The sequence below is a fragment of the Marivirga aurantiaca genome (genome assembly GCF_016679925.1).
In the GTDB taxonomy this organism is placed as follows: Bacteria; Bacteroidota; Bacteroidia; order Cytophagales; family Cyclobacteriaceae; genus Marivirga; species Marivirga aurantiaca.
This window is the reverse complement of record NZ_JAEQBW010000001.1, coordinates 383,901-407,934: the sequence shown is the minus strand read 5'-3', so window position 1 is coordinate 407,934 and position 24,034 is coordinate 383,901. Positions and strand designations below refer to the sequence as shown.

Here is a 24,034-nt window from a genome sequence, read left to right as displayed (position 1 = left end):
ACAAAATTTCTATCAGGTGAAATATTCTTGTCCGTAAATTACTATCTTGTCTTTAAAAAAGAATGAATAACAAATTAGTTTTCTGGGTAGGGCTGCTAGGTACTGCACTCTTTTTTGTAGCCTCAGTTCTGGGTGGTTTCCAATTTGAGGATTACAATCCGGTATCGCAATTAATAAGTGAGTCAATGGCTATTGGTACTCCTTATGGTAAAACACTAAGGTATTTTGGTTATATCCCCAGCGGCATACTCATCACAATCTTTTCTATTCAAGCAATTAAAAAATTTCCTCCATCAGCTTATATCAAATATGGCTTTGGGGGAATTGCTCTATTTTATGGAATCGCCACTATCATTGTAGGCCTATTTCCTTGTGATGTAGGCTGTAATAAAGAGCTGATTGATCCAAGTGTCTCACAACTAATCCACAATCTCACAGGCTTCTTAACATATATTTTTGTTCCTATCAGTATCATTAATGTGGGAGCTGGTTTGCGCAATCTTAAGGTTTACCCCAAATTATCGAATGTTTCAATTATTTGCGCTATAGTAAGTATTGGATTTATAAGTCTTTTAATAGCAGATCCTCTAACAACATATGCAGGGCTATACCAACGTATTGTTGAAAGCACCTTCATGATTTGGATAATTGCATGTGCTATCTCTATTAAAAACAGCAAGTTGTCTGAAGCTACGTTCAGCAGCGTGAAGGTAAACAAATAACAAGATCATTTACGAATGAACAAAATTGCTATTTTAATAATATTGGGAACAAGCCTCAGTGCTTTGGTATCTCCTACAGATTTCCTGACTGAGCAAAAAAGATATCAGCGAGTTCGCACCTCCATTGCAGACAAAGAACAGCTTATATCAGAAAAGCTACTCAAAAATGGATTAGCGCTCGACAACCTGAACATCCTGATAATAGCTTATAAGGAGGAAGACCAGCTTGAGCTATATGCAAAAAAGAAAGATGAGCTTACTTATCAAAAACTTATTACCTACGATGTATGTGCCAAATCAGGGCAGGCAGGCCCCAAAAGAAAACAAGGGGATTACCAGGTTCCTGAAGGTTTTTATCATGTTGACAGATATAATCCCGCTAGTAATTTCTATTTATCGCTGGGAATTAATTACCCCAACTTATCGGACAAAAGAAAAAGTAAAGCGGATAATCTTGGTGGGGACATATTTATACATGGCTCCTGCGTGACCATCGGATGTTTGCCAATGACCACAGACAAAATAAAAGAGATTTATCTATATGCCATTCACGCAAGAAATAATGGACAAATGAAAATCCCTGTTTATATTTTTCCTTTTAAAATGACTAACCAGAATTTCAACACATACAAAAACAGGTATAGTAATAATAAAGAATTACTTGATTTTTGGGCAAACCTGAAAACAGGTTACGATATCTTTTCCAGAGAAAAGAAAGAATTAAAAGTCACAGTTGAAGCTGATGGGGATTATGTTTTCTAATTTGTGTGACTAATGGATGTTGTCCCACACACAAATTTATATTCAGTAAGCCTAAAAATTGATTTTTAAAAAGTATTGTCGATTACTTCTTTTATATCAACACACCAACTATTACCTCAAAATAGAAAAGAGAAGAAGATTTGTGCGTATCCAAAACTCTTTATCCCCGTTGCTAATAAAGGAATAAAAAGATCCCCCGGACATGACAAAATTTAAAGTAACGATAAAGAATATTACTACAGTTGATGAATTACCTGATTATTGGACTGACGAAGACTATCTCAATCTTCTGGAACTGTTTGACTTTCCTGAGGCTGAAACAGTGAAGAAAGAAAACCGTCTTGAATATCTAAAAATGGCTATTTCAGAATTTGAACCAGCTGAATCGGCCGCTATTTTATTGAACTATAAATTGAATGACAAATTAAACGAGGGTCAAATCGATCAAATATCCAATGACATGCTCATTGACAGAATCAGCGAGGAGTATCCGGAAATTGATTTACATGAACCTCTGTTTCATATTAACCAATTTCTGTATAAAGCCTATAATGGAAAGTTCCTGAATTCACTGGCCACTATAATTGGTTGTGAGATCATCTCTGCTGATGGCAAGCTCGATCCAACTGATAAAGAACTTTTTCTTAAGATACTAACGGGAGGTTTATCTGATCGTAATATCATTAAACGGTTGTTTCGTGAACAACTTGATGAAAACACCTCTTTACCTGAGGCCAATGATATTCTTTGGAAGATTGAAAATAAAGACAATAATCAATTTAAAGTAACAACCTCCCAATATTGGATCAATGCCACGGATATTGAAAACCCTAAATTTGAAACTCAGATAGAATTACAAAATTAAATAGAGCCTATTAGGCTGAGTTCGATTTTAAATTTGCACTAAAAACTCATTAGAACGTTCCCGCTCGTGCGGGACTGGCTATTTCGGTCCCGATGGATCGGGATTACATTTTTCATAAAAAAGAAAATTAACTTGTGCCGCCACAGCGGTATCCGTAATCTCATTGTATATAGTATGAGATACCGCATAAATAAAGACTTTTTAAAAAAGTAAGTCTTTATTTTGCGGCATAGCCTGCCCCGCCTTAGCGGGGACGGTATTCAATAATAGTCGAACTCAGGTTAGTAACTAATCATACAGCCGGAAATTGAAAAAAAGTAATGGATTGGCTTCTGAAATATGACCCGGTATTACTAGCCCTCTTTGCCACCTTATTTACCTGGGGTATTACTACTCTGGGGGCTTCATTGGTTTTCTTTTTTAAAACAATCAGCAAAAAGATATTAAAGCCTATGTTAGGGTTTGCTGCCGGAGTTATGATAGCTGCAAGCTTCTGGTCACTTTTAAAACCCGCCATAGAAGCGGCTGAAGCCACCAATGTAAGTCCCTGGATTCCTGCTGTAGTTGGCTTTTTACTTGGTGGGGCATTTCTCTTTTTGATAGATAAACTTCTTCCACACCTACATTTGGGGCTTTCCACTGATAAAGCGGAAGGGGTTAAAACCAATTGGCAAAGAAGTATTTTGTTAGTGCTTGCGGTAACCATTCATAATATCCCTGAAGGATTGGCAGTTGGAGTGGCTTTTGGAGCTTTGGCCAATAGCCCGGAAACGGGGCAATTGGCTGGGGATGTGGCACTTGCTATAGGAATCGGATTGCAGAATTTTCCCGAAGGTGCAGCAATATCAGTTCCCCTGAGACAAGAAGGCCTATCAAGGTTAAAAGCATTTAATTATGGACAATTATCAGGAATTGTTGAACCTATAGCCGGAGTAGCCGGGGCTTATCTTGTGGCAACGATTAAACCAATACTTCCCTATGCACTTTCTTTTGCCGCAGGAGCCATGATATTTGTGGTAGTAGAAGAATTAATCCCCAGCTCTCAAAGAGACAATGAAACCGATTCAGCCACTATAGGTGCTATGTTGGGATTTGCCGTAATGATGTTGTTGGATGTGGCTTTGGGCTAACTAGTCGAAGATCACGAAATACTTCTTTTAATCGTGATCAGAAACTTTCTCCTGATCGCTTACTCAATGCCAATCTTAAGCAAAAAACCGCAAGCAAAACAGTTACCGGGGTGAATATCATTTTCTCTGTTTGATTACTGGAATTCAGATTACCAATGGTGTTTAACGAAAAAAGAAAAAACATAACCCAGAAAGCTACTTTCAACCATTTTAAATTGAGTTTTCTTCTTAAAAAACCTGCATAAGAGACAACAACCCATAACATCAATAAATTTATAGTGATAGAAACAGATTCAAAAATCAACATCTGTGAATGATTGGTAAGCCGGCCGCCCCATACTATTTCGTAAGGCACTACTCCTACTATCACCAGTAAATGGAAAATAATAGTCAATGAAAAAATAATGATTAATCCGTAAATGGATATGTTTTTCGTAAAGTTTGATGTCATTTTAGATGAAGTAAATAACTGAAAAACAAATGTAATCCTTTTCACAAAGGAAATATGACCGATTAACAAGATTAAATTAATATTGTCTCTGTTAAGTTGCAAGTGATTTTTCACAGTGCGGAAAAGCCAGCTATCCCAACCATTGAATCCCAAGAAGATAAAACATCCTTCGCTCTCTCGAATTTATGAACACACTATTGGAGTTTAATCGAAATTTCTGAAGTAATTTAGCTTCCTGAATTTGTGTACTGTTAATAATTCTTTTACTTGCAAGGAGTTTCAAAAAGTATTTATGAAGATATTTATAAATGATGTCCCTCTCTATATTGTTTCTATGGATAAGGAACTGGACAGGGAGCATTATGATTTAATTATTGATGCCACAAAGGAGGATGTTCAATTTGATGACTTGATTGATGACGTACTTGTAAGAAAGGCAAATTCCGACTTCATCTATAGTTTTTATAAGTTCCTCAGAAACGATAAAAACAAGAAACTTGATTCTCTTACCTGTAAGGTATATGATTATGATCAGGTAGTAAGTGAATTCAAAAAGAAATTCAAAATAGTAAAGGCTGCAGGCGGTGTTGTGATGAAGTCCGATAAAATTTTATTTATCTATCGCCTGAAGAAGTGGGACCTACCCAAAGGGAAACTGGAAAAGAAGGAAAAAGTAGAGGATGCTGCAGTTCGGGAGGTAGAAGAAGAATGTAATATAGAAGTAGAACTTGGCTATAAAATTTGCAAAACCTGGCATACCTACACTCGAAATGGAAAAAACCATTTGAAGAAAACTTCCTGGTATCAGATGAATACCCTCGATGACTCCAAAATGGAACCTCAGCAAGAGGAAGGGATTGAAAAGGTAATCTGGGTCAATAAAAAAGAAATGCGGACTGTACTGGTTAATACCTACAGATCAATTAGGTATGTGATGAAAAAATTCCATGAACATCAGGAGGGTTTGGTGACGAAGTGAAGTAATGAGTTGTTTTTTCATAAGCCAATAGTGGACAAAACCTTTGTTTTAACCATTTGCCGGGCTCGTGTGTATATAATTGCTTTTTAGTTACCATCCCAAATTAGTCAGGGCAGGCTATGCCTCGAATGATTAATTTACCTGCTCTCCCGTTAGCTTGCGAAGTAAATAATGGCTTAGCTATTGGGGGGATTGCCTACCACGGGCTAGTATAAGAGCAGTAGCGGATTAAATGCTACTTACTTTCAAATAGCAAGATACTCAATTAAATACAAAAACGGCTTGAGTTCGCACTCAAACCGCTATTGCATTTAGCATACGATGTTGTGCACAGGCACTATTTTACGATTGGTACATCACTCACAATTTTCCATTGATTGTCTCCGTCTTTTATGAGTGTCAGGATAGATACAAAGGTCATTTTGGTTCCTATAAATGAAACCTTTGCACTTGCGGAAGTACCATTTAGTGTGATGGATTCAATATCAACCTTTCTGCTATCTCCGCCATACTCCTTCGTTTTGATTTTTTCAAGATAAACATCCTTAGGCATTATGGTGACTTCCGTACTTCCAAACAATCTATTCATAACAATACGATAACTGTCATCTAAATAGGTGGCTAATTTATCGGCATCATTGACGTCTCCTGCTTTCGAGAATCCTATAATTGTTTGTTTGATAGCTTTCTCGTCAGAATTTTGAGCGTAGCAGCTTACAGCGGTAAAAAGAGCAAATATGCTCATTAAGATTATTTTGTTCATTTTTTTTTTTAAATTTTGATTAATGATTACTGAATTTGTGAGGGTAAATCCTGATTTTAGGGTGGTCTGATTTGTTTATTGGTGCACATAATTTTAAAGTTTTATGTCTACGGATGTTCGCATAATGGAGTGATGCTGAAAGTCATCATCTAAACTGTAGGCCATTAACAGTGTCCACTTGCTGTCAGTTAAGAGTTCTTTGTGATACTTACTTGCGGCTGCTACTGGTATCGAAAATTTTAATTTGGTAAAATTTCCTGCTTCAGTTCCTGAGATGATCGTTATTTGGCTAGCTATTCCATATTGAATAATAGGTTTGTAGCTGCCTGGTTTGGATGTGTAATGCTCTACAACTTCGGGTTTTTCGTCCTTTACACGCCCCATTAGTAAGTATGTGCCGGTTAAAGAGCTGTTTTCATTAAAACCAACTGCTACCCAACCGTCCGTAGTTGCTTCCATTTCAAAGTAGATGAGACCTTGCTCAATCTCCCACTTTACCGTCATGTTGTTTTTGGTTATTTCTTTCATGTTAGTCTTTTGATGAAATTGGCAAACTGAAAGCATTGCCATGCAAATGATTAATGTTTTCATTGTTTTTTGATTTTAGCGATGAATTCGATTTCAATTTGAAGGTTTTCTCTTGCCAATGCAGATACACCAAGCAAAGTTGTAGCAGGTGCATAGTTGTTTGGATAAGTCGTTTTTAGAAAACTGCTTATACGTGTTATCTTGCTGGCATTAATATCAACAACATAAAACCTAAGATGTAGTACATCTAGCCAACCGCACCCTTGGTTTTGTAATAAGTGTTCTATGTTTTGCAGGGTTTGCTCAAATTGATTATTGAAGGTGGGATGTTCGGGTAACTTGTAGTCTGTGTTCCAACCCACCTGTCCTGAGCCATAGATTACTTGATTGAAAACTACTGCTTGTGAAAAACCCAATTCACTGGTTTTATAGACATCAGAATTATTAATGGTAGATAATTTCATACTACATGAACTTAGGGCAAGAGTAATAGAGATAATTATTGTTTTCATTCTTTTAATATCAATAGTTGATATATCAATTTTTTGTGCAAATTTTTTTAATACATGTTTTGTTGAATTTTTTCTAGCAGTCGATTTAGCGTATTTAACTCATCTTGGGAAATACCATCAATACTTTTTGCCCGATGATTATTGATTATGGGCATAAATTTATCAATAAAGGTTTTTCCATTTCTTGTAAGACATATGCTGTACTGTCGCCTATTATCCTCAACGGGCTTTCTTTCTACGAACTCTTTTTTATTTAATAGGTCTAATGTTCTTGTAATAGAGGCAGGATCTCTGAGAGATTTGTCAGCTAGCTCTTTTTGAGTTAGACCATCATTTTCTTCAATTATCTTTAATAAAATCCATTGTTCAACAGTTATACCCATTCCTAATCTTTCAAATTCTCGTTGCGAGTATAGCTTAGCGATTTTGCTTGTTTTGTCAATTTGGAAAAGTATAACGTTTTCAATTTTCATTTGATATAACAATTATTGAAACCGCAATAATATGGCTAAAATTTCAGAATGCAAAAAATCCCGGAATTTATTTTTAATTGATGGGGTTGCTTGGCTTGTGCACAACGCGAAGCTAAAATGCGTTTACCACACTTCGCTGATGAAATACTAAAGTAGCGAAGCCAAACCATAACCGCAATTATTGAAAGAGAAAAGAAGAAAACTGAGCTGATTGCTTAACCTAAATCTAAATGAAATATCGTGTTTGGCTTTGTGGCGATTTTACTCTTCACTTATCTAGAAGCAGTAAGCAAATACATTTTTAGCAAATGTTAGGTACTTTTATTTTTCTTTTCTGAATTTTAATTCCACTTCCTCTCCAATCCAACAACCTACTTGTACTAATTCTCCTTTTGGAATATGAAAAACATCCTCTCTTGATGGAAATTGATTTTCTGCTAGTTCCATCCTTTCTTTATTATTTGCCTTTTTATACATTTCATATGCAGCAATATATATAGCTCTGCTTTTTATGAGATCATCGTCCTTACATTCCTTATAGCTTGTCACATACAAGTCTCCAATCAAAGTATATACTTTAGAATGATATGATGCGTCAATAGGTAACGCATTTAGTGCACTTTCTCTTGCTTCTACTTTTCTGTCTGTTAGGAAATACAGTTTCGCTAATTCAAAATAGTCTGTGGCTAATTTCTCAGAAGTAATCTCCATTGCCTTTTTATGCCAGTTTAAAGCGTTTTCATATTTTTTACTTTCCTTGTAACATTTAGAAATCTGCTTCCCTAGATTTGAGCTATTATTCGTCTCAAATTCTTGTATCAATATTGACAGTTTTATTGAATCGCAAGGATTGACAACCTTTGCTTGCAACTCTATCCTTACTAACAATCCAACAATCAAAAATTTAACAAATATTAATTGACGCAACTTCATCTTCTATTTTGCAATATTGTACCTAACGTTTAGTATAAGAATAGTAGCCGAATGCGTGGCACTTTCCTGTCAAGCTACAAGAGAGTTGATGCGGGCTACAACCCCCGAATTTACTAGTATCTCGGCTATTATTTTTATACATTGTTACCAACTGTACTTACTTTATTTGCATATTCTACTAAATTGTCATTTGATTTCTTGAAGATTTTATCAGTAGAATCAACCTTAAATTTTTGATTTATAATATTCAATAAGGCATTTACAGAAATATTAATCTGCTGAAGTATTAATGTTGCAAGGTTTTCTTGATGTTTACCGAAATATTCAGCCGCTTCTTCAGCATTTTTAAATGCAGTCATATCTTTTTGTTGCATTCCTAAATAGACTCGAACCCCATAAAAGCTGTTGTGTATAATTTCAGAAACGTCACGATATATTGAAAAAAACGCAAATGACAAAAGTCCATTTACATATCCTCCGTATTTTTCTCCAATTAATTCAAGTTTAGCTTTAGTGGTTTCTGGAGTCCAACTCATTATTTCTTTCCCTTTATTGGTTGTAAAATCAGCCAAAGCTTCTTTCATTTCATTAGGAGCAGCTTTTTCAAATTCTTCTATATAATCACTAAAACCACTTTTAATTTTGAAACTATTTATGTCAATCCCTCGAAATAAATCTCGATATCCTTTCTGGTATGCATATTTTTTAGAGTCAATAACCGCACTATCTCCTTTAGCACAAATAAATCCAACATTAATAACAGATTCTAAAAAAGGTCTTGATAGAATAATCAAGTCTCTGTGATGATTATTCTCAGCAAGTAAAATTACACTTCTCAGTGTTGTTTCATTAAGAGTTAAAATAGGTCCAATTACAGATGTTAATTCTGAAAAGCCTATGGTCGATCCAGAGATCGCATTTATTAAGTCTTTGAATAAATCCGTTTGAATCTTTAGCTGTTCTATTTCTGTAGTAAGCTTCATTTTAGTATAGTTGGTAACATCCGAATAAAATAACCATAGTGTGTTTTATCCGCAATGTATTTTTTATTAACCGACAACAAGCGACTGTAAACGCTTATAAGCATTTACAAACAGTTTTTTGTCGGTTATCTTATTCAAAGCTATGAACATAGCTTCTCCCTTTGTCAAATCCTAATTATTCAACCAAAAGCAAGGAAAAATACCTATATGTAGGTAGTGGTTTTATTATAGAACAGACTTATAATTTGATAAGGTTAAGAAAGAAAGCATCTTTCAATTAAAACCTGCTTACATATATTTAATAAGTTTTATATCTTAATAATAAATAACATATATAATTTTCATATAAGATATATATCTTTTTATTAATTACTAGCGTTGAATAACACAAAGCAACGTTATTAATCAAACAAATCATGTCTATACAATACAAAGTAGTTAGCAAAAAACCTGGTTTAAGCAGTCAGGTCCGTTATTATCCTGTGCTTACCGGCCGGAAGGTTATAGGTCTTCATCAGGTATGTGAGTACATCTCCAAAAGTTCGAGCTTTCATGCTGCAGATGTAGTTGGGGTAGTAGAGGCACTGGTTGTGGCTGTCCCCTATTTTATATCTATGGGGGGCAATGTACATCTGGATGGCTTGGGGACATTCAGCGTACATGCATCCAGTAAAGGCAAGGACTCGGCCGAGGAAGTTACTTCAAAGGATATAAGTGAGTTAAAGATGTCCTTTTTGCCTGACAAACGAATCAAACGGGCACTTAAGGATTTCAAATTTAAAAAGGCGAAATAGTTGTTTATTGAGAACGTCCTGAACTAAAGGGGCTGGACTTTTTTCGGCATCTCATGAAAATTGATTTTGAAGTAAAATTCATCTCTGTAGATTTTATAAAGCACCCTATAAAACGTTTTGACAGTGAAAAACCTCAAAAATCAGAGGTTTCGTCAAAAAGTGAGGCGTTATATCGAGTTTCTAACATTTCATTTCCAAATTTTATTTTACTTTCTTTTGTTTTGATACAAAAGAAACAAAAAATCAAGACAAAACAATGCTTCCACGCTTATCCCAACGCTGGCCCGCTGTTTTGTCCTCCCTCCCGCTCTCTCCGAGCAAAATTTGTCAGTATTCGGGAATTTATTTGGTTCTCAACATCGAAGTATTTATCAAGAGTACCCTAATCTAATCCCTTAAAATTTGGAAAGTTTTGCCCCATCTCTGTAGAAAAAAGTATCTTATTTTTATTAAGTTGGTTCAATAACTGAACTCAGGTCACTAGTATAACTAACGCTGATGGCTGTGGTTAAGCCGCCTCTTTTGAACTCAATCAACCAAAGGGTGACAGGCTCCTGATTCGTCTTCGACAATTGTAATCCTTATTTTTTTACTTAATTTCAATCTAAAGAATCCCCCTTAGTCCCCCTTTGAAGAAAAGGGGGAGAAATCTCGTAGGTATTTATATGATTCTTTTAAATTTACTATACATACAATATTTGCCAACTTAAAACTGATCACTCATAGTATTCCCTTCTCTTTTGGGAAGAGAAGGGTGGTCCCGGGTATCGGGATCGGGATGAGTTTCAGCCAGAGGCTGACCAGCCTTTGGCTGGCTTCCACGCTACAGTTCCACGCGCTCCCCGCCTTTTGTCCACCCCAGCGCATACTCCGAGCAAAACTTGTCCCGTATTCGGGATTTTATTTGGTTTGGAAGCTTTCAGGTATTTATCAAGAGCACCCTTTTTTCAAGAATCCATCCCCAAAATTGAGAACGACCATTTTTTCCCCTTCAAGGAGATTTCTTCCTTTGCAGGAATGACGGAAAGTTTGGGATTTCATCTTTCAATTGCATCAACAAATCACACTTAGTCACTTCAATACTAAGTAACCTCACCACCTGTTTCTTAACTTATCTTTCGGGTGATTTTCCATTTCTCGGAACGTTCTTCCTTTAGCTGTTCGTCTAAAACTTCATATCGGGAAGACTGGCTAATGTATTCCGGCAACATATTTTTCATTTGCATAACCATTCCCAGCTCATTTTCATTTATAAGCAAATCGTTCAATTTCTCCAGTTGAATCAAAACATGTTTATGGTTCATTCTGTCAGTTTTGGAAATCATGATTTTTTCATGATGAGTAGGTAAGGTAGTATCCTTATTGCTAAGAAGTTCCTCAAAAAGCTTCTCTCCTTCCCTTAATCCTGAGAACTTGATTTCAATGTCCAAATCAACTTCGAAACCTGAAAGCTGTATCATCTTTTTAGCCAAATCCACTATTTTAATGGATTTACCCATATCAAAAACAAATATTTCACCTCCAAAACCCATTACTCCGGCCTCAATCACCAACTGGCATGCCTCAGGAATAGTCATAAAATAACGAGTAACATCAGGGTGAGTAACTGTAACAGGCCCCCCCTTCTCTATTTGCGCCTTAAACAATGGGATTACGGATCCATTGGAGCCCAATACATTACCGAATCTTGTGGTAATAAATTTGGTTACATTTTTATCTTCATCATGTTGGTAGTCATTCAAAGATTGTACATATATCTCTGAAATACGCTTAGTGGCTCCCATTACATTGGTAGGGTTCACAGCTTTGTCAGTTGATACCATCACAAATTTATCTACCTGGTGTACTACAGATAAATCAGCCAGATTTTTGGTGCCAAATATATTGCAGGCAACCGCCTCAAATGGATTGATCTCCATCAATGGCACATGTTTATAAGCAGCTGCATGGTAGACAATTTGTGGTTTATATTTATTAAACACACTATTCAACCGTCTTCTATTAGTGATATCCATCACCATAGGCACTATATCCACCTGCTCACTTTCCTTCATATTATGCAACTCAATATCAACTGCATAAAGGAATGATTCTGCCTGATCCAATAATATTAATTGCCTGGGTTGTTCTTTCAGAACCTGTTTTGAAATTTCTGACCCTATAGAACCTGCTGCACCCGTAATAAGCACCACTTTTCCTGCAATACTTTCACGTACCTTAGGATTGTTTAACTTAATGGAAGCCCTTCCCAAAAGATCTTCTATTCGGAGTTCTTTTATTTGGTTCATACTCAACTCTCCATTGATCCATTTATCAGGAGCCGGCACTGTACGAACCTTTACATGCGCTTTCAGGCATTCATCCACCAATTCATTCTTTCTATCAACGGAAAGGCCTGCAATCGCTATAATAACCTCATGAACCCTCTGTTTTCTTAAAGTTTCGGAGAGATTATATCCTGCGTCATATATGAGCGAGCCATTGATTACTTTTCCTATCTTGTGCAGATCATCATCCAGAAATCCAATTACTTTCATTCTTGCATTAGGATCAAAGTCAATTACCTGCTTGGTAATAATACCATATTGACCTGCTCCGAAAATCATTATATTTTTCCTGTGACGTACGGCATCACGGTAATAAGAAAATAAATTCTTGACCATTACCCTATAAAAAAAAAGTAAAATCACTGCAACCGCAAGGCTGATAATTAATACTGAAAGAGGAATAATTACACTCCCTTGATAAAGATAATTGATATAACTGACTACACCGCTTAGAAAAGTACCCAACACTGTAGTATAGGCAATTCTTATCCCATCCTGCAAAGAAGTATAGCGAATAATTCCCGCATAACTTTGGGTGATGAAAATAGCCAACAAATGACAAATGGTGAACAATACGATCCCTTCCGTAAATTTGAAAGCCAGTACATCTACAATATCAAAATTGAAGCGTAAGAGATAAGCGAAAATAATTGAGCCCAATAGAAAACTCAGATCGATCAATAGTATGATCCATCTGGGTAAAAAGCTTATATTATTAATTTTCCTGATCATTCAACTACAAATATAAACTATTTAATAATAAATTAAACAATTCCATCTAATTATTGTACCAATTGTTTAATTTTTTCGACTATCAATTGTTTTTGACCCATAGATAAAGAGGAGCCTGAAGGGAGACATAAGCCTTTTCCAAACAATTTCTCAGACACTCCATTTACATAAAAGTCACAATCTTTAAAAACAGGTTGTATGTGCATTGGCTTCCACAGAGGTCTTGTTTCAATATTAAAAGTTTCTAAATTTTGTCTCAATTCTTCCGGGCCGATCTGATGGTTTTCATCAAATAGAACACAGGTCAACCATCTATTGGCAAAAGCACCAGGCCTTTCATTCTGAAAAGCAAATCCCAGGCTTCCCAGATTCTCCTGATAGAAATTAAAATTCTCCCTACGCAGAGCTATCCATTTATCCAGTACCTGCATTTGACCACGGCCTATTCCTGCAGAAATATTGCTCATTCTATAGTTATAGCCAATTTCAGAATGCTGATAGTAAGGAGCCGGGTCCCTTGCCTGCGTTGCTAAGTAACGGGCTTTATCAATCCAAGTTTTATTTTGGGAAAGCAGCGCCCCACCACCTGATGTTGTAATGATTTTATTACCATTGAATGAAAATATCCCGAAATCCCCAAAACTACCGGCTCTTTTGTTGTTCCATGAGGCTCCCAATGCTTCCGCAGCATCCTCAATTAAAGGAATATCATATTGCTTGCATATATTTGACACCTCTTCAATTTTACCGGGCATACCATAGAGGTGAACAAAAATTACCGCTTTTGGCTTTTTTCCTTTGGCCGAATAATCTTTAATCGCCTGTTCCAGAAGTTCCGGGTCCATATTCCATGTTTCCTCTTCACTATCTATCAAAACAGGTAAGGCTCCCTGATAGGCAATGGGGTTGATAGTGGCAGAAAAAGTGAAGCTGGAAGCCAATACAATATCATCTTTTTGTACATTCAGAAGAATGAGCGCAAGGTGTATAGCTGCTGTTCCTGAACTTAAGGCAGCAGCATAGGGCACTTTCGCATACTCGGCCAGGTCAGTTTCCATTCCATTAACATTTGGGCCCAATGGTGCTATCCAGTTTTCATCAAATGCTTTATGAATAAAATTAATTTCTTCTCCACCCATATGGGGTGCTGATAAGTATATTCTCTCTTCCATTTAAATATCTCCTAATTGTGGTCTTAAAACGATTTCTTCTACAACTGTTGAATCAGACAAAGCATATGCAGACCACACAGCCGCTGCAACATCTTCCGCTTTCATAAACCTGCTTTCCGGTAAATCCACTCCCTCCCAACTAGCAGTTAAGGTGGCTCCCGGCAATACAGCCGTTACTCTAATGCCTTTTTCCTTCATCTCTTCTCTCAGGCATTTGGTAAATCCTTGCATTGCATGTTTTGTAATACTGTAGGATCCTCCGTTTGAATAAGCTCTTATACCTGCAACACTACTAATAGAGAAAATATGTCCTTCTTTTTGTGCTATCATGGATGGCAACAAACTTTTTGTAAGGTAATAGGCAGAGTAAAGGTTGGTGTTCATCATTAACTCCAGATTTCCATCCGGCTCATCCATAATACTGCCAGGAACAAACACTCCTGTATTATTTATCAAAACTTTAATCTTATTTGTTATACTTAATACATATTCGGAAAAAGTTTGCACTTCGGATTTTTTGGACAAATCAGCAACTCGTATATGGATTGTAGTATTCGAATTTCCTTCAATCTCAGCTTTTAAACTATCTAAATCATTCTGATTTCTTGCACATGTTATAATTTCATAGTTTTCGGAAGCAAACCGTTGTACTAAAGCACGTCCGATGCCCTTTGTGCCACCTGTAACAACAACAAAACCTTTCATATCCCTAATAATTTTATCTGTCGATTAATTAATATAATTTTGATAATTATCAAGCAGCGAAACTAATGATAATTATTCGAGTTCTACTTACTTATGTATCATATATTGTTAAATCAGCTTAATGATATTAAATAAATAATAGAAAAACTGAGATTGAATATTATCTTTAAGATAAATTATTACAGGCGCATGGAATATTCTTTGCCACAAGTATCACTATACAAAAATGAGGGTTGGTTAATGATAAATACATTTAAGGAAATCCCCATCAATAGTTATAGTTTTAAGGTGGCTAGCCAACCTGCTATAGGAGTTTCTTTTCTGGAGAAAAAACAAATTATGACCTTTAAAAAATCAATTATAAATTCATGAAATCATTCGGATCATACCTTATATTCTTAGGAACCATGTTTGTAAGGCGGGAAACCTTTTCCTCCTACGTCAAGCTCACTATTAGTGAATGTCATACCATTGGCTGGAATTCACTTATTATAGTTGCTATAACTTCTACATTTATGGGGGCAGTTACTACGGTACAAACAGCCTATAATTTAGTAAGCCCGTTAATACAGAATTATGTGGTAGCCCAGGTAACCCGGGAAATGGTAGTTTTAGAGTTAGCTCCCACTATTACAGCTATTGTAATTGCCGGTAAGGTGGGTTCAAGCATGGCCAGTGGGCTGGGCACCATGCGCATCTCTGAACAAATAGATGCTCTTGAAGTAATGGGGGTAAACTCTATTTCCTACCTGGTATTACCTAAGATTATTGCCGCAATGCTCATGTATCCTATGTTGGTCGTCATTGCAGGCTTTCTGTCATTATATGGGGGCTATTTAGCCGGCACTTTAACAGGAATTATTACAGAAACAGAATATATTTATGGTATCAGAGTGGGTTTTAATCCTTTCACCTTATCCTTTGCTATGATAAAAGCTGTTGTATTTGCTTTCTTAATCTCTTCTATTTCAGCCTATCAGGGGTATTATACAACCGGAGGAGCTTTGGAAGTAGGTATTTCCAGTACCAGTGCAGTAACCAAAAGTGTTATTGCTGTATTATTGGCAGACTATATTTTAGCAGAATTATTACTTAATTAAATTATGATCGAAGTAAAAAATATTTCTAAGTCGTTTGGTGATACACAGATATTGTTTGACATCTCGGGTAAATTCGAAAGAGGAAAAACCAATTTGATTATTGGAGGTAGTGGTACCGGGAAAAGCGTATTACTAAAGTGTATAGTAGGATTAAACATTCCTGAAGAAGGCCAGGTATTGTATGATGGGCGAAAATTTTTAGAAGCTGATAAAGAAGAAAAAGCTCAAATGAGAAGAGAAATAGGGATGCTCTTCCAGGGAAATGCACTTTTTGATTCTAAAAATATTGAACAAAATGTAATGTTCCCACTCGACTTGCTGACTGATATGAATAAAAGTGAAAGGCTTGACCGAGTGAACCATGTGCTGGAGCGTGTAGGCTTGGAGAATGTAAATAAAAAAATGCCTTCGGAAATAAGTGGGGGTATGAAAAAAAGGGTAGGTCTGGCGAGGGCTATTGTAAATGATATCAATTATTTATTCTGTGACGAACCTAATTCAGGACTAGATCCGAGATCATCCCTCCTAATTGATGAGTTAATCCAGGAAATTACCCACGAATTAAATGTAACTACCATTGTTGTTACCCATGACATGAATTCCGTAATGGGGATAGGAGAATACATTATGTATTTATCCAAAGGACGAAATGTTTGGGAGGGAAATTCAGATACCATACTTACTTCAGGGCAGGAGGATTTGGAGGATTTCATTTTCGCCAGTAAATTCATGAAAAAATTAAGGAAGTCATTATAGCTCCCTCTTGGTCTTTCAAATACATTGGGCTAATTCTAATAGGCGTAGATGTACAGGAGATAATTAACCATTGAATACATGAAGTAAAATGTAAACCCCCTGATCCGACAAATGAAGATCAGAAGAGCGCAGAAAGTTGAACCGAGCCATTATGAATGGTGTGTGAGTCAGTAGATTTCCGCCCACCATATTGGAGCACCAAGTTGAGATCTCCTATGATTTTCTGCCTGACAGATAGGTTCCAGATATAGTTTTTACCGGCCCGCAATCCTTCAAACATTTCATAGGCCAAAGGAGTAACATCACTTTGCAAATCTGAATCAACATTCACAAAGCCTACTTTACTTTCAAATATCCCCCCATTACTATGAATAAATTTATTGGAGATGGAAAGTTGGTCCACTAGTACCTTTCCCCCAATAGCTTCATCAGGACTAACTTTAATTTGTGACTCATAACTTAAGATGGCACGCCAATTTTTAGAACCCTGCCACTGTAGTTGCGGATTGATCCATTGCGCATTATAAGAGAAATCACGCTGTGCCACCACCTCAGAATAGGAATGATGGGAAGATAAGCGGTAGCCAGTCATAATATTCCATGCGTTGAAGGCATTCCACATCCCATTGATGTGATAGGATTTCATTTGGTTTCCTTCAAAACCATTCATTAAAAGCTGTTTTCTGAGTGACTCTATCAGACCAAAATCTAATGATGCCTTCCCTCCTCTGTTATAATACATGTTAGCTTTTACAAATTGCTTCCCGGAAAGTAATTCATCCTGGTTTGAATTATTGACAAAAGGTGAGATTCTATTTTCCCAATTTTCAAATAAATTCCTGGTTTCCAGGTTTGCCTGAAACTGAGCAGAGATTTTCCCAATATATCTCAGCAAACTGTTGGACTTGCGCCAACTGCCCGGCATTCTTACTTGTAACTGGTAGCGCGCTGTATTGATATATGCTGTTTGATAGTTATCCCCCATTGTCAGAATTTTGATGAAATTACGATCACCATATTCTGTTTGATCTTCAAAAAACTCATTGAGTTCCCTCTCCCCATTGCCATTTAAGTCCGACCATGAATGAGTGCCCATTCTCCGGGCTACTTCCTGAAAGAAATAATTGCGCTCCAATACCCTTCCTGTTCCGGTTTGATAATAGAATCTCTGTACAATATTTCCCTCCCAAAAAGCTGTGGACCATTGAACTGCTCCCTGATAAAAATCTTCCGCCACAGAAGATTCATGTGCAGCATTAATACTTCTTTTTGTCATACTAAGGTCAAGGCTACTTTGCTGATTGTACTGCAATCCGGTGGTTATTTGTGTGGTTTGCGACCTTTCGAAAACCTGAAATTCATGCTCAAAAATCTGATAGTCTACCCTGAAATCATGTGTAAGGCTGAAACTCCAGCGGGAGGAATCCTGCTTTCTCAGGTATAACTGATGATTTTCAAAATTCATAAAACTATTAATCAGGGAATCCGCCTGAAAAGCACTATGTTTTTCCATTTGAAAACGATAACCTGGCGTAATTTTCCATTGAGTATAGGAGCCATCCAGTAAAGTTTTAATCCATTGTGTATCATTTGCCCCACCATCATTTTGCATATAAAACAAGGAAGAATGAACCGTCCAATCCCCTTCGTATTGATATTGCAGATGTTGCTGATGACCTTGACCAAATTGCTCTTTCTGTCTCCAATAGGTCTGATAAGTGAGGGTTTGTTTGTCATTTGATAGTTTATTACCAAAACCAATCAAATGTTCCTGTCCGGCCTGATAATTACCCGCCTGTTCTACTCCCCAATCTCTGTTAAACTCCACAGAACGGAAAACCTGAATAGGTAAAAAAGCAGAATCAAGGTATTCGTATGTCAGGTGATATTGATAAGAAAAACCATTGCCGATACTGAGCTTTTTTGATCCACTTTTGTAGCCCAGGGAAAATGCATTACCGGTATTTTTGGATCCTTGGGGATTAAATCTGTTGGCCGTCTTCTCTGAGGAAGCAAAATCAAAGGAAATAACATCTTTGTTTTTCAACTGGTAATCAGCACCTAAAGAAATTACTCTTTGTTTTTTGGGCAATGCTACCTGCTTCAAAGGTGCATAATTACCCTGAGGCACTCCATTCAAAGGAGCCACCCATTGGTATATCACGGCATTTTCCGCACTATTTGAAACAATATAATTACCCTTATTCTCCCCTACCAGAGAAAAATAAACCTGATAAAAAGCCCGCTCAGGATCTTTTGAAAAGTGAAAGATGGAATAGGTATTTCCTTCCGTTACGGTATCCATTCTTGCATAAAGAACTTTATCCTGCTGATAAACCACACTATCAAATGCAGGAATTTCCCCCACGCTCGCATCTTTATCTAGTTCGGACAAAGCCTCCATATCATCAAATGAAAGATCATACAATGCTCTGTTGGGTTGGTCAGCCTCCTGAAAAATCCCGGCTCGTATATTCAGGCGATTAATAGACTGCTGATGCTTGAATATATTTACATTTCGGGCATATTGCTGATCTGAATATTCAAATTCTATTTGAATCCTGCTAAACTTATTAATGTAGAGTGTAGCATTAAAAGAAATCTCTGCTGCATTATAATCAATGATATAATCATTTTCCATGCCTCTCTGCAACAGTTTGCCGTCCAGATAGACTTTCTCTGAGCCAGCTAAAAGAAAAATAAAAGGTTCATTCTGTGGCCCCTTTATTCGATATGGACCCAAAACCCCTTCAATAGGCTCAATTAGCTGCATCCCTGTTTTGCTTCGAGAGAATGAAGTAACAGCTTCAGTATGGGATGCCGTGGTATCTACCGACAGTTTATTAGTGGAGATTCCAATTCCCTGAACTTGCCGATTATACCTGAGGAAATGGGATGAAGGTTCAGATTTTACCAATATATCACCTCCCTGAAGTGACCAGTTCCTGTGTTTAATTTTTACATTTACCCTGTCAAAATCCTGCAGTCGCTGAGTATTGCCTTCTGGTTCAAAAGGCATTTGCTGATCAGTTAACCGGGCTTGCAGCATTAGTTCATCTGATATTTTGCCTGATATACTCAGGTCCATCACTGAGTGCATGAAAACCGATTGCTGACCACCTCCGGATACGCTACGCATAAATGCACCATCAACTTTCAATCCTGAAAGGCCTAAAGCTTCCTGCGTAGTAAGATTCTTATCCCTGAATGATAGCTCGTCTTTAAAAAGCACTGTGCTATCATATAAATCAATGGAAACAGGAGCTTTTACCAGCCCGGATTTTTTGAGAACATAATTAAAACATATTTCATAAGACGAAGCATCTACGTGCTCAGTAAGCCTTAAAAATCCTGAAACTTTATCATATTCAAAGGAAAAAAATTCGTTCTGAGCATTTTTAACCACGATAGAAGAAGGAATTACTATCACAGAATCGGGCAAAATAATATTCGCTTGCTCTGTAGCAAAGCAAATATTTTGTGCTTGTAGCGAAAATGAAATTTCACTAAACACCACAATTAAAAGCAATATTTTTAAATGGCGTCTGTACAAATTATTCCATATACTTCAATTCTAAATAAAAAGTAGTCCCTTCGTCAACTGAACTTTCAAACCAAATTTTGCCCCCTGCATGCTCCACACCTCTTTTAGCAATGGCCAATCCTATTCCTGAACCCGTTTCTTTAGTGGTAAAGTTAGGTAAAAATACCTTTTGATGATTTTCTTCCGGTATTCCAATACCATTATCTGCTATGGAAATCAGCACTTTATCCTCAGTCCAACTTAATTCTATTCTCACTTTGGCTGCATCAGTATCAGGCTTGCTTTGCAGTGCATTAATAATCATGTTGTTAAAAATACGTTCTATTATTTTTTTATCAACCCATGCAAAAATATTCTCCTCAGGCAGATTCAACTCAATCTGATTATGCTGTGCCTGGAAAAAAGAAACAACTCTCGTAAGGATTTCTGACACGCAAACCTTTTCATTATCAGGAATAGGCATTTTTGCAAAAGAAGAAAAGGAAGTAGCAATATCACTCAGGTTGTCTACTTGTGACAATATAGCTTTTATCTTTGCAGATGCTTCAGGCATAGGATTATCACTATTCTCTAATCTCATTTGAAGATGTTGCAAGGACAACTTCATAGGTGTAAGGGGATTCTTGATTTCATGAGCCACCTGTTGTGCCATTTCACGCCATGCGGATTCTTTTTCAGTACGGCTTAATGCCAAACGACTTTTCTCCAGTTTAAGCAACATATCATTGTATTCGCTAATCAACAAACCTATTTCATCATCTACTTTCCAAACCAAAGGTTCATTATTGGCAGCAAGGTTTACCTGGGCCAATTTTTCCTTCAATAAATTCAATGGGTCCGTTAAAATTTTAGTAGCAGCATACGCCAAAAACATAAATATGATAAATGAGGCCACAAAAATATTGAATACATTAGTTAATAAGTCCGTCAATAAAGCATCATATTCCTTATTGGATTTAAAAAATGGGCTGGCCAAAATCGCCAATAAATCACCGGAATCATAAGAGCGAATGCCTATATAAGCAGATTGGTAATTTAGCTTACCAATTGTTTCCTCCAAAGTCACCATTTTCTTTTCTCCAAACTTGATAGCTGCAAAAGCATTCGGGTTTACATACTCGGAAAGTATTTTCTTCTCAAAAATCTGAGGTTGGCTTGTCACCAATAGCTTTCCATTGAGCCCATAAATATTCATGTCGCTGTTAACTACTTTGGTGATAGTAACCAATTCACTATTAAAGCTTTCCCGATCAACTTCCCCCCTGTTAAACTTCATGATTAAATCAGTCATTTGCTCAGCTACCCGTCTGGTCCTGTCTTGATAGGAAGTAACTATATCCTGCAAAAAAGTAGCATTAACAAAGCTAACAGTACTTACACTTACTGATATTAGTGGCACTAAAAATGCCAATGAAAAATAGAGCTGAATTTTTGCTCCCAAACCCACCGTATTCGCCTGCCACTGGGCACGAATAAAGTAAAAAACAGAAAATGTGAAAATAATGGTAAAGCAAAGAATGAAGAAGAAGGAAAAGTTGGAGAAAAACCTAAACATGCTTTGATCAACAGCACTAAACACCAATACTTCACTACCGTCCTCTAAAATGGTTAATTTCAATTTCCTCTCTCGTTCCATATCCTGAAAGGTTTCGTCAAGAGCAGAAGTCTTTGATTCAATTGTTCTAGGGAAATTCAAATTACCTACACTATAAGCTAATGTGTCATTCTTATACAAAGCGTAATCGTAGGGTATTTCACTTACAGTGGGCACAAAGCGTTTATCTACCAATAATTCAGGGAAAACATTGTCAGGGCGTATCTTTTTGAGTTTCAGCTCCAGCACAATCGTGGCCAAAACATAATTACCAATCTTAATTTCCAATAAATAGATGTACTTGTTTTTAATCTGACTTCCTTCATTGGTGCCCACCAGGAATAAATTGATGTCGGACCTGCTATTTCTGTTACTTAACTGATCTACAGGGTAGGAAGCAGAAAACGAAGCAGAATTAGCCGGATATAATGATTGGCCACTCGCATCATAGATTGTTATTTTCTTTTCATACTTATCAAAATAATCATTGTTTAGGTAATACTTTTCAATTTTATCAACCACCGATTTGTAGGGAGTAATAGGAAGTAAAAACTGCTTGCGAATAAATTGATCTTGTTTGAGGCTTGCATCTATTTGTGAAAGGCTATATTCAGCCAACACATCATTGTCGTTCATTATGCGGTTACCAAGGCTATTGAGGTTATTTCTTTCAATAACATTCTCCATGTACAAAACTGCCCATGAAGAAACTAAAGAAATAGCACTTACCAACAGAAAAAGATAAATGAAACTAAGAAAGCTTAATTTCAATAAACTATGGGCCAAATGCCAATAGTAAACAACTGAATTGAGTACTAAAACAATTACAGTTACCCACACAAATGGGGCATTAATTTTCAGGCAAAGCAGAATAAACAATAATATTCCCAAAGATTGATCCCGAAGGAATACCTTGGGGCCAGTTATAAAGCTGCTATTCCATTGATGGACCCACCTTAACACATGAAAAATGATGAGCCCATAAATAATGACCCCGGCAAAGGTCAAAAATTTGAAAACATTTAAATCCACACTGTTGGTGATATCCAGTCCCCACTGGGAATGGCGGTAAATAAGTTCGATAAAACCATAAATCAGGAGTACAATTCCATAGGTAATAAACTGGAAAAGAGCAGACCTGACAATATGATATTGGATCAAGTGCTTATGAGTAAGTAGCCTGCACTGGTTAATGATGAAATATACTACTACAAACAGAAAGATAGTATTGAGGATAAGTGTTCCAAATGATGAATTCAGTATAGAGGAAGCAAAGTATTTGGGATTAAATAAATCCATTTCCTCAGATTGAAATGGCACATTAAGCATCCACATAAGGAACCTTATCAAAGTTAAACCTACAATAAAAAACAATAAAGGCTGATAATTCCCCTTTGCAGAGCGATTGGCAGAAAACTGCCATAACCATATGATTAGTAGGATTACGGAAAGTATTTCAAGCGAAATAATTAAAATATGAAGCCACTCCTTATGGTTTTTAAACTCCTTCTTAAGGTTGATATAAAACAGCACTTCACCTGCATTGTTGTACAAAGGAAAGCTATTGGAAAGTTTTGATTTCCTTAAAGAAATATCGGATTGCTTAAATATTTCAGTATTAAATGAAGGTTGAATGTAGTCATTGTTAATATCATAGTTCTGGTGAAGGGGGAGCACAAATATCAAAGTAATATTGCTCTCCAAAGATCTCCTGACTAAATAGAGAAATTCACCTGACTTCCGGGATTGAAACTGCCAACCCTCCCTCAGGCTACGGTCCACTTGAGGAATAACTCTATCATCTGACCAATAAACCAATTGGTTATTTTTAAAGAGATAGAACGGATAAGCACTTTTTAACTTATTCAACTCCTGAAACTCAAAATCAGGATGATCACTCAAATAAGCTATGACTCCGGCTTCATTCTCTCTGACCTTTTTAACCTCCTCATCAAGATGCTTTTGAGTAGAAGTGATATAATCCACCTCATTGTTCTCCAGGGAAGTATAAATAATTCTAAGAAATACTATTCCAATGATAATCAATAAGCCAAACCATAAATATTGATGTGTTTTCACAGGCAGAATTTATTTAATCATAACAAGATAGCAATAATCGTACTCAGGACTAAGAAGGAAGAAGAAATTAAGCCAGCACCAGGCTTCGATATGGTGTAAGGAATAGAAGAAAGAACAAATACAAATAGTA

20 protein-coding genes are annotated in these 24,034 nt (G+C 36.6%); 8 read left to right on the top strand and 12 right to left on the bottom strand.

Annotated features, from left to right (window positions below):
• Window positions 1-62: 62 nt before the first annotated feature.
• The 4 genes from JKA74_RS01750 to JKA74_RS01735 all read left to right on the top strand — a co-directional run bounded on the left by JKA74_RS01750 (window position 63) and on the right by JKA74_RS01735 (window position 3,479).
• Window positions 63-722 (top strand): DUF998 domain-containing protein, encoded by a 660-nt coding sequence (locus JKA74_RS01750; protein WP_201429432.1) that lies wholly within the window; start codon window positions 63-65, stop codon window positions 720-722.
• 15 nt (window positions 723-737) lie between these two features.
• Entirely contained in the window at window positions 738-1,484 is a 747-nt protein-coding gene (locus JKA74_RS01745; RefSeq protein ID WP_201429431.1) for a L,D-transpeptidase family protein, read from the top strand.
• A gap of 202 nt (window positions 1,485-1,686) precedes the next feature.
• Window positions 1,687-2,349 carry a hypothetical protein gene (locus JKA74_RS01740; RefSeq protein ID WP_201429430.1) on the top strand — a complete coding sequence of 221 codons (663 nt, stop codon included), beginning with the start codon at window positions 1,687-1,689 and terminating at the stop codon, window positions 2,347-2,349.
• A 320-nt stretch (window positions 2,350-2,669) separates the two neighbouring features.
• On the top strand, window positions 2,670-3,479 hold the full coding sequence (locus JKA74_RS01735; protein ID WP_201429429.1) for a ZIP family metal transporter: 810 nt from the start codon (window positions 2,670-2,672) through the stop codon (window positions 3,477-3,479).
• Between the two features lie 37 nt (window positions 3,480-3,516).
• Here JKA74_RS01735 and JKA74_RS01730 read toward each other — a convergent pair whose 3' ends face one another.
• Entirely contained in the window at window positions 3,517-3,930 is a 414-nt protein-coding gene (locus JKA74_RS01730) for a hypothetical protein (protein WP_201429428.1), read from the bottom strand.
• 292 nt (window positions 3,931-4,222) lie between these two features.
• Here JKA74_RS01730 and JKA74_RS01725 point away from each other — a divergent pair, with 292 nt between their 5' ends.
• A complete protein-coding gene (locus tag JKA74_RS01725) occupies window positions 4,223-4,909 on the top strand; it encodes an NUDIX hydrolase (RefSeq protein ID WP_201429427.1) in 687 nt (228 codons plus the stop codon).
• 337 nt (window positions 4,910-5,246) lie between these two features.
• Here JKA74_RS01725 and JKA74_RS01720 read toward each other — a convergent pair whose 3' ends face one another.
• The 6 genes from JKA74_RS01720 to JKA74_RS01695 form a co-directional block, all read right to left on the bottom strand.
• Window positions 5,247-5,672, bottom strand: coding sequence for a nuclear transport factor 2 family protein (locus JKA74_RS01720; RefSeq protein WP_201429426.1), 426 nt, complete (start codon window positions 5,670-5,672; stop codon window positions 5,247-5,249).
• Between the two features lie 93 nt (window positions 5,673-5,765).
• Window positions 5,766-6,263 carry a DOMON domain-containing protein gene (locus JKA74_RS01715; protein ID WP_201429425.1) on the bottom strand — a complete coding sequence of 166 codons (498 nt, stop codon included), beginning with the start codon at window positions 6,261-6,263 and terminating at the stop codon, window positions 5,766-5,768.
• Window positions 6,260-6,712, bottom strand: a complete 453-nt coding sequence (locus JKA74_RS01710; RefSeq protein WP_201429424.1) for a RidA family protein — start codon at window positions 6,710-6,712, stop codon at window positions 6,260-6,262. Before JKA74_RS01710 ends, JKA74_RS01715 begins: the two co-directional genes overlap by 4 nt.
• Before the next feature lie 47 nt (window positions 6,713-6,759).
• On the bottom strand, window positions 6,760-7,185 hold the full coding sequence (locus JKA74_RS01705; protein ID WP_201429423.1) for a MarR family winged helix-turn-helix transcriptional regulator: 426 nt from the start codon (window positions 7,183-7,185) through the stop codon (window positions 6,760-6,762).
• Between the two features lie 321 nt (window positions 7,186-7,506).
• Window positions 7,507-8,112 carry a tetratricopeptide repeat protein gene (locus tag JKA74_RS01700; protein ID WP_201429422.1) on the bottom strand — a complete coding sequence of 202 codons (606 nt, stop codon included), beginning with the start codon at window positions 8,110-8,112 and terminating at the stop codon, window positions 7,507-7,509.
• 140 nt (window positions 8,113-8,252) lie between these two features.
• Window positions 8,253-9,101, bottom strand: a complete 849-nt coding sequence (locus tag JKA74_RS01695) for a DUF5677 domain-containing protein (RefSeq protein ID WP_201429421.1) — start codon at window positions 9,099-9,101, stop codon at window positions 8,253-8,255.
• Window positions 9,102-9,517: 416 nt separating this feature from the next.
• Here JKA74_RS01695 and JKA74_RS01690 point away from each other — a divergent pair, with 416 nt between their 5' ends.
• Window positions 9,518-9,895, top strand: coding sequence for an HU family DNA-binding protein (locus JKA74_RS01690; protein ID WP_201429420.1), 378 nt, complete (start codon window positions 9,518-9,520; stop codon window positions 9,893-9,895).
• A gap of 1,106 nt (window positions 9,896-11,001) precedes the next feature.
• Here the strand turns inward: JKA74_RS01690 and JKA74_RS01685 are convergent.
• From JKA74_RS01685 to JKA74_RS01675, 3 genes are read right to left on the bottom strand one after another with little or no spacing between them, the layout of a single operon-like run.
• Window positions 11,002-12,954: a polysaccharide biosynthesis protein gene (locus JKA74_RS01685; protein ID WP_201429419.1), complete on the bottom strand. Its 1,953-nt coding sequence runs from the start codon at window positions 12,952-12,954 to the stop codon at window positions 11,002-11,004.
• Between the two features lie 50 nt (window positions 12,955-13,004).
• Window positions 13,005-14,126: a DegT/DnrJ/EryC1/StrS family aminotransferase gene (locus tag JKA74_RS01680; protein WP_201429418.1), complete on the bottom strand. Its 1,122-nt coding sequence runs from the start codon at window positions 14,124-14,126 to the stop codon at window positions 13,005-13,007.
• A complete protein-coding gene (locus JKA74_RS01675; protein ID WP_201429417.1) occupies window positions 14,127-14,831 on the bottom strand; it encodes an SDR family oxidoreductase in 705 nt (234 codons plus the stop codon).
• 368 nt (window positions 14,832-15,199) lie between these two features.
• On the opposite strand from JKA74_RS01675, the gene JKA74_RS01670 reads away from it, so the two are divergent.
• Window positions 15,200-15,931, top strand: coding sequence for an MlaE family ABC transporter permease (locus JKA74_RS01670; RefSeq protein ID WP_201429416.1), 732 nt, complete (start codon window positions 15,200-15,202; stop codon window positions 15,929-15,931).
• Window positions 15,932-15,934: 3 nt separating this feature from the next.
• The gene (locus tag JKA74_RS01665) at window positions 15,935-16,687 is read left to right on the top strand and encodes an ABC transporter ATP-binding protein (RefSeq protein WP_201429415.1); all 753 of its coding nucleotides are present in this window, start codon (window positions 15,935-15,937) and stop codon (window positions 16,685-16,687) included.
• A 118-nt stretch (window positions 16,688-16,805) separates the two neighbouring features.
• Here the strand turns inward: JKA74_RS01665 and JKA74_RS01660 are convergent, their stop codons facing one another.
• Complete coding sequence (locus JKA74_RS01660) at window positions 16,806-20,216, bottom strand: hypothetical protein (protein WP_201429414.1); 3,411 nt, start codon at window positions 20,214-20,216, stop codon at window positions 16,806-16,808.
• Window positions 20,217-20,241: 25 nt separating this feature from the next.
• Window positions 20,242-23,904 carry an ATP-binding protein gene (locus tag JKA74_RS20925; RefSeq protein ID WP_201429413.1) on the bottom strand — a complete coding sequence of 1,221 codons (3,663 nt, stop codon included), beginning with the start codon at window positions 23,902-23,904 and terminating at the stop codon, window positions 20,242-20,244.
• Window positions 23,905-24,034 lie beyond the last annotated feature (130 nt).

Excerpts from the sequence above, each read along its gene's own strand:
- JKA74_RS01750 (WP_201429432.1), top strand. The coding sequence starts at position 63 with ATGAATAACAAATTAGTTTTCTGGGTAGGGCTGCTAGGTACTGCACTC.
- JKA74_RS01745 (WP_201429431.1), top strand. The coding sequence starts at position 738 with ATGAACAAAATTGCTATTTTAATAATATTGGGAACAAGCCTCAGTGCT.
- JKA74_RS01740 (WP_201429430.1), top strand. The coding sequence starts at position 1,687 with ATGACAAAATTTAAAGTAACGATAAAGAATATTACTACAGTTGATGAA.
- JKA74_RS01735 (WP_201429429.1), top strand. The coding sequence starts at position 2,670 with ATGGATTGGCTTCTGAAATATGACCCGGTATTACTAGCCCTCTTTGCC.
- JKA74_RS01730 (WP_201429428.1), bottom strand. The coding sequence starts at position 3,930 with ATGACATCAAACTTTACGAAAAACATATCCATTTACGGATTAATCATT.
- JKA74_RS01725 (WP_201429427.1), top strand. The coding sequence starts at position 4,223 with ATGAAGATATTTATAAATGATGTCCCTCTCTATATTGTTTCTATGGAT.
- JKA74_RS01720 (WP_201429426.1), bottom strand. The coding sequence starts at position 5,672 with ATGAACAAAATAATCTTAATGAGCATATTTGCTCTTTTTACCGCTGTA.
- JKA74_RS01715 (WP_201429425.1), bottom strand. The coding sequence starts at position 6,263 with ATGAAAACATTAATCATTTGCATGGCAATGCTTTCAGTTTGCCAATTT.
- JKA74_RS01710 (WP_201429424.1), bottom strand. The coding sequence starts at position 6,712 with ATGAAAACAATAATTATCTCTATTACTCTTGCCCTAAGTTCATGTAGT.
- JKA74_RS01705 (WP_201429423.1), bottom strand. The coding sequence starts at position 7,185 with ATGAAAATTGAAAACGTTATACTTTTCCAAATTGACAAAACAAGCAAA.
- JKA74_RS01695 (WP_201429421.1), bottom strand. The coding sequence starts at position 9,101 with ATGAAGCTTACTACAGAAATAGAACAGCTAAAGATTCAAACGGATTTA.
- JKA74_RS01690 (WP_201429420.1), top strand. The coding sequence starts at position 9,518 with ATGTCTATACAATACAAAGTAGTTAGCAAAAAACCTGGTTTAAGCAGT.
- JKA74_RS01685 (WP_201429419.1), bottom strand. The coding sequence starts at position 12,954 with ATGATCAGGAAAATTAATAATATAAGCTTTTTACCCAGATGGATCATA.
- JKA74_RS01680 (WP_201429418.1), bottom strand. The coding sequence starts at position 14,126 with ATGGAAGAGAGAATATACTTATCAGCACCCCATATGGGTGGAGAAGAA.
- JKA74_RS01675 (WP_201429417.1), bottom strand. The coding sequence starts at position 14,831 with ATGAAAGGTTTTGTTGTTGTTACAGGTGGCACAAAGGGCATCGGACGT.
- JKA74_RS01670 (WP_201429416.1), top strand. The coding sequence starts at position 15,200 with ATGAAATCATTCGGATCATACCTTATATTCTTAGGAACCATGTTTGTA.
- JKA74_RS01665 (WP_201429415.1), top strand. The coding sequence starts at position 15,935 with ATGATCGAAGTAAAAAATATTTCTAAGTCGTTTGGTGATACACAGATA.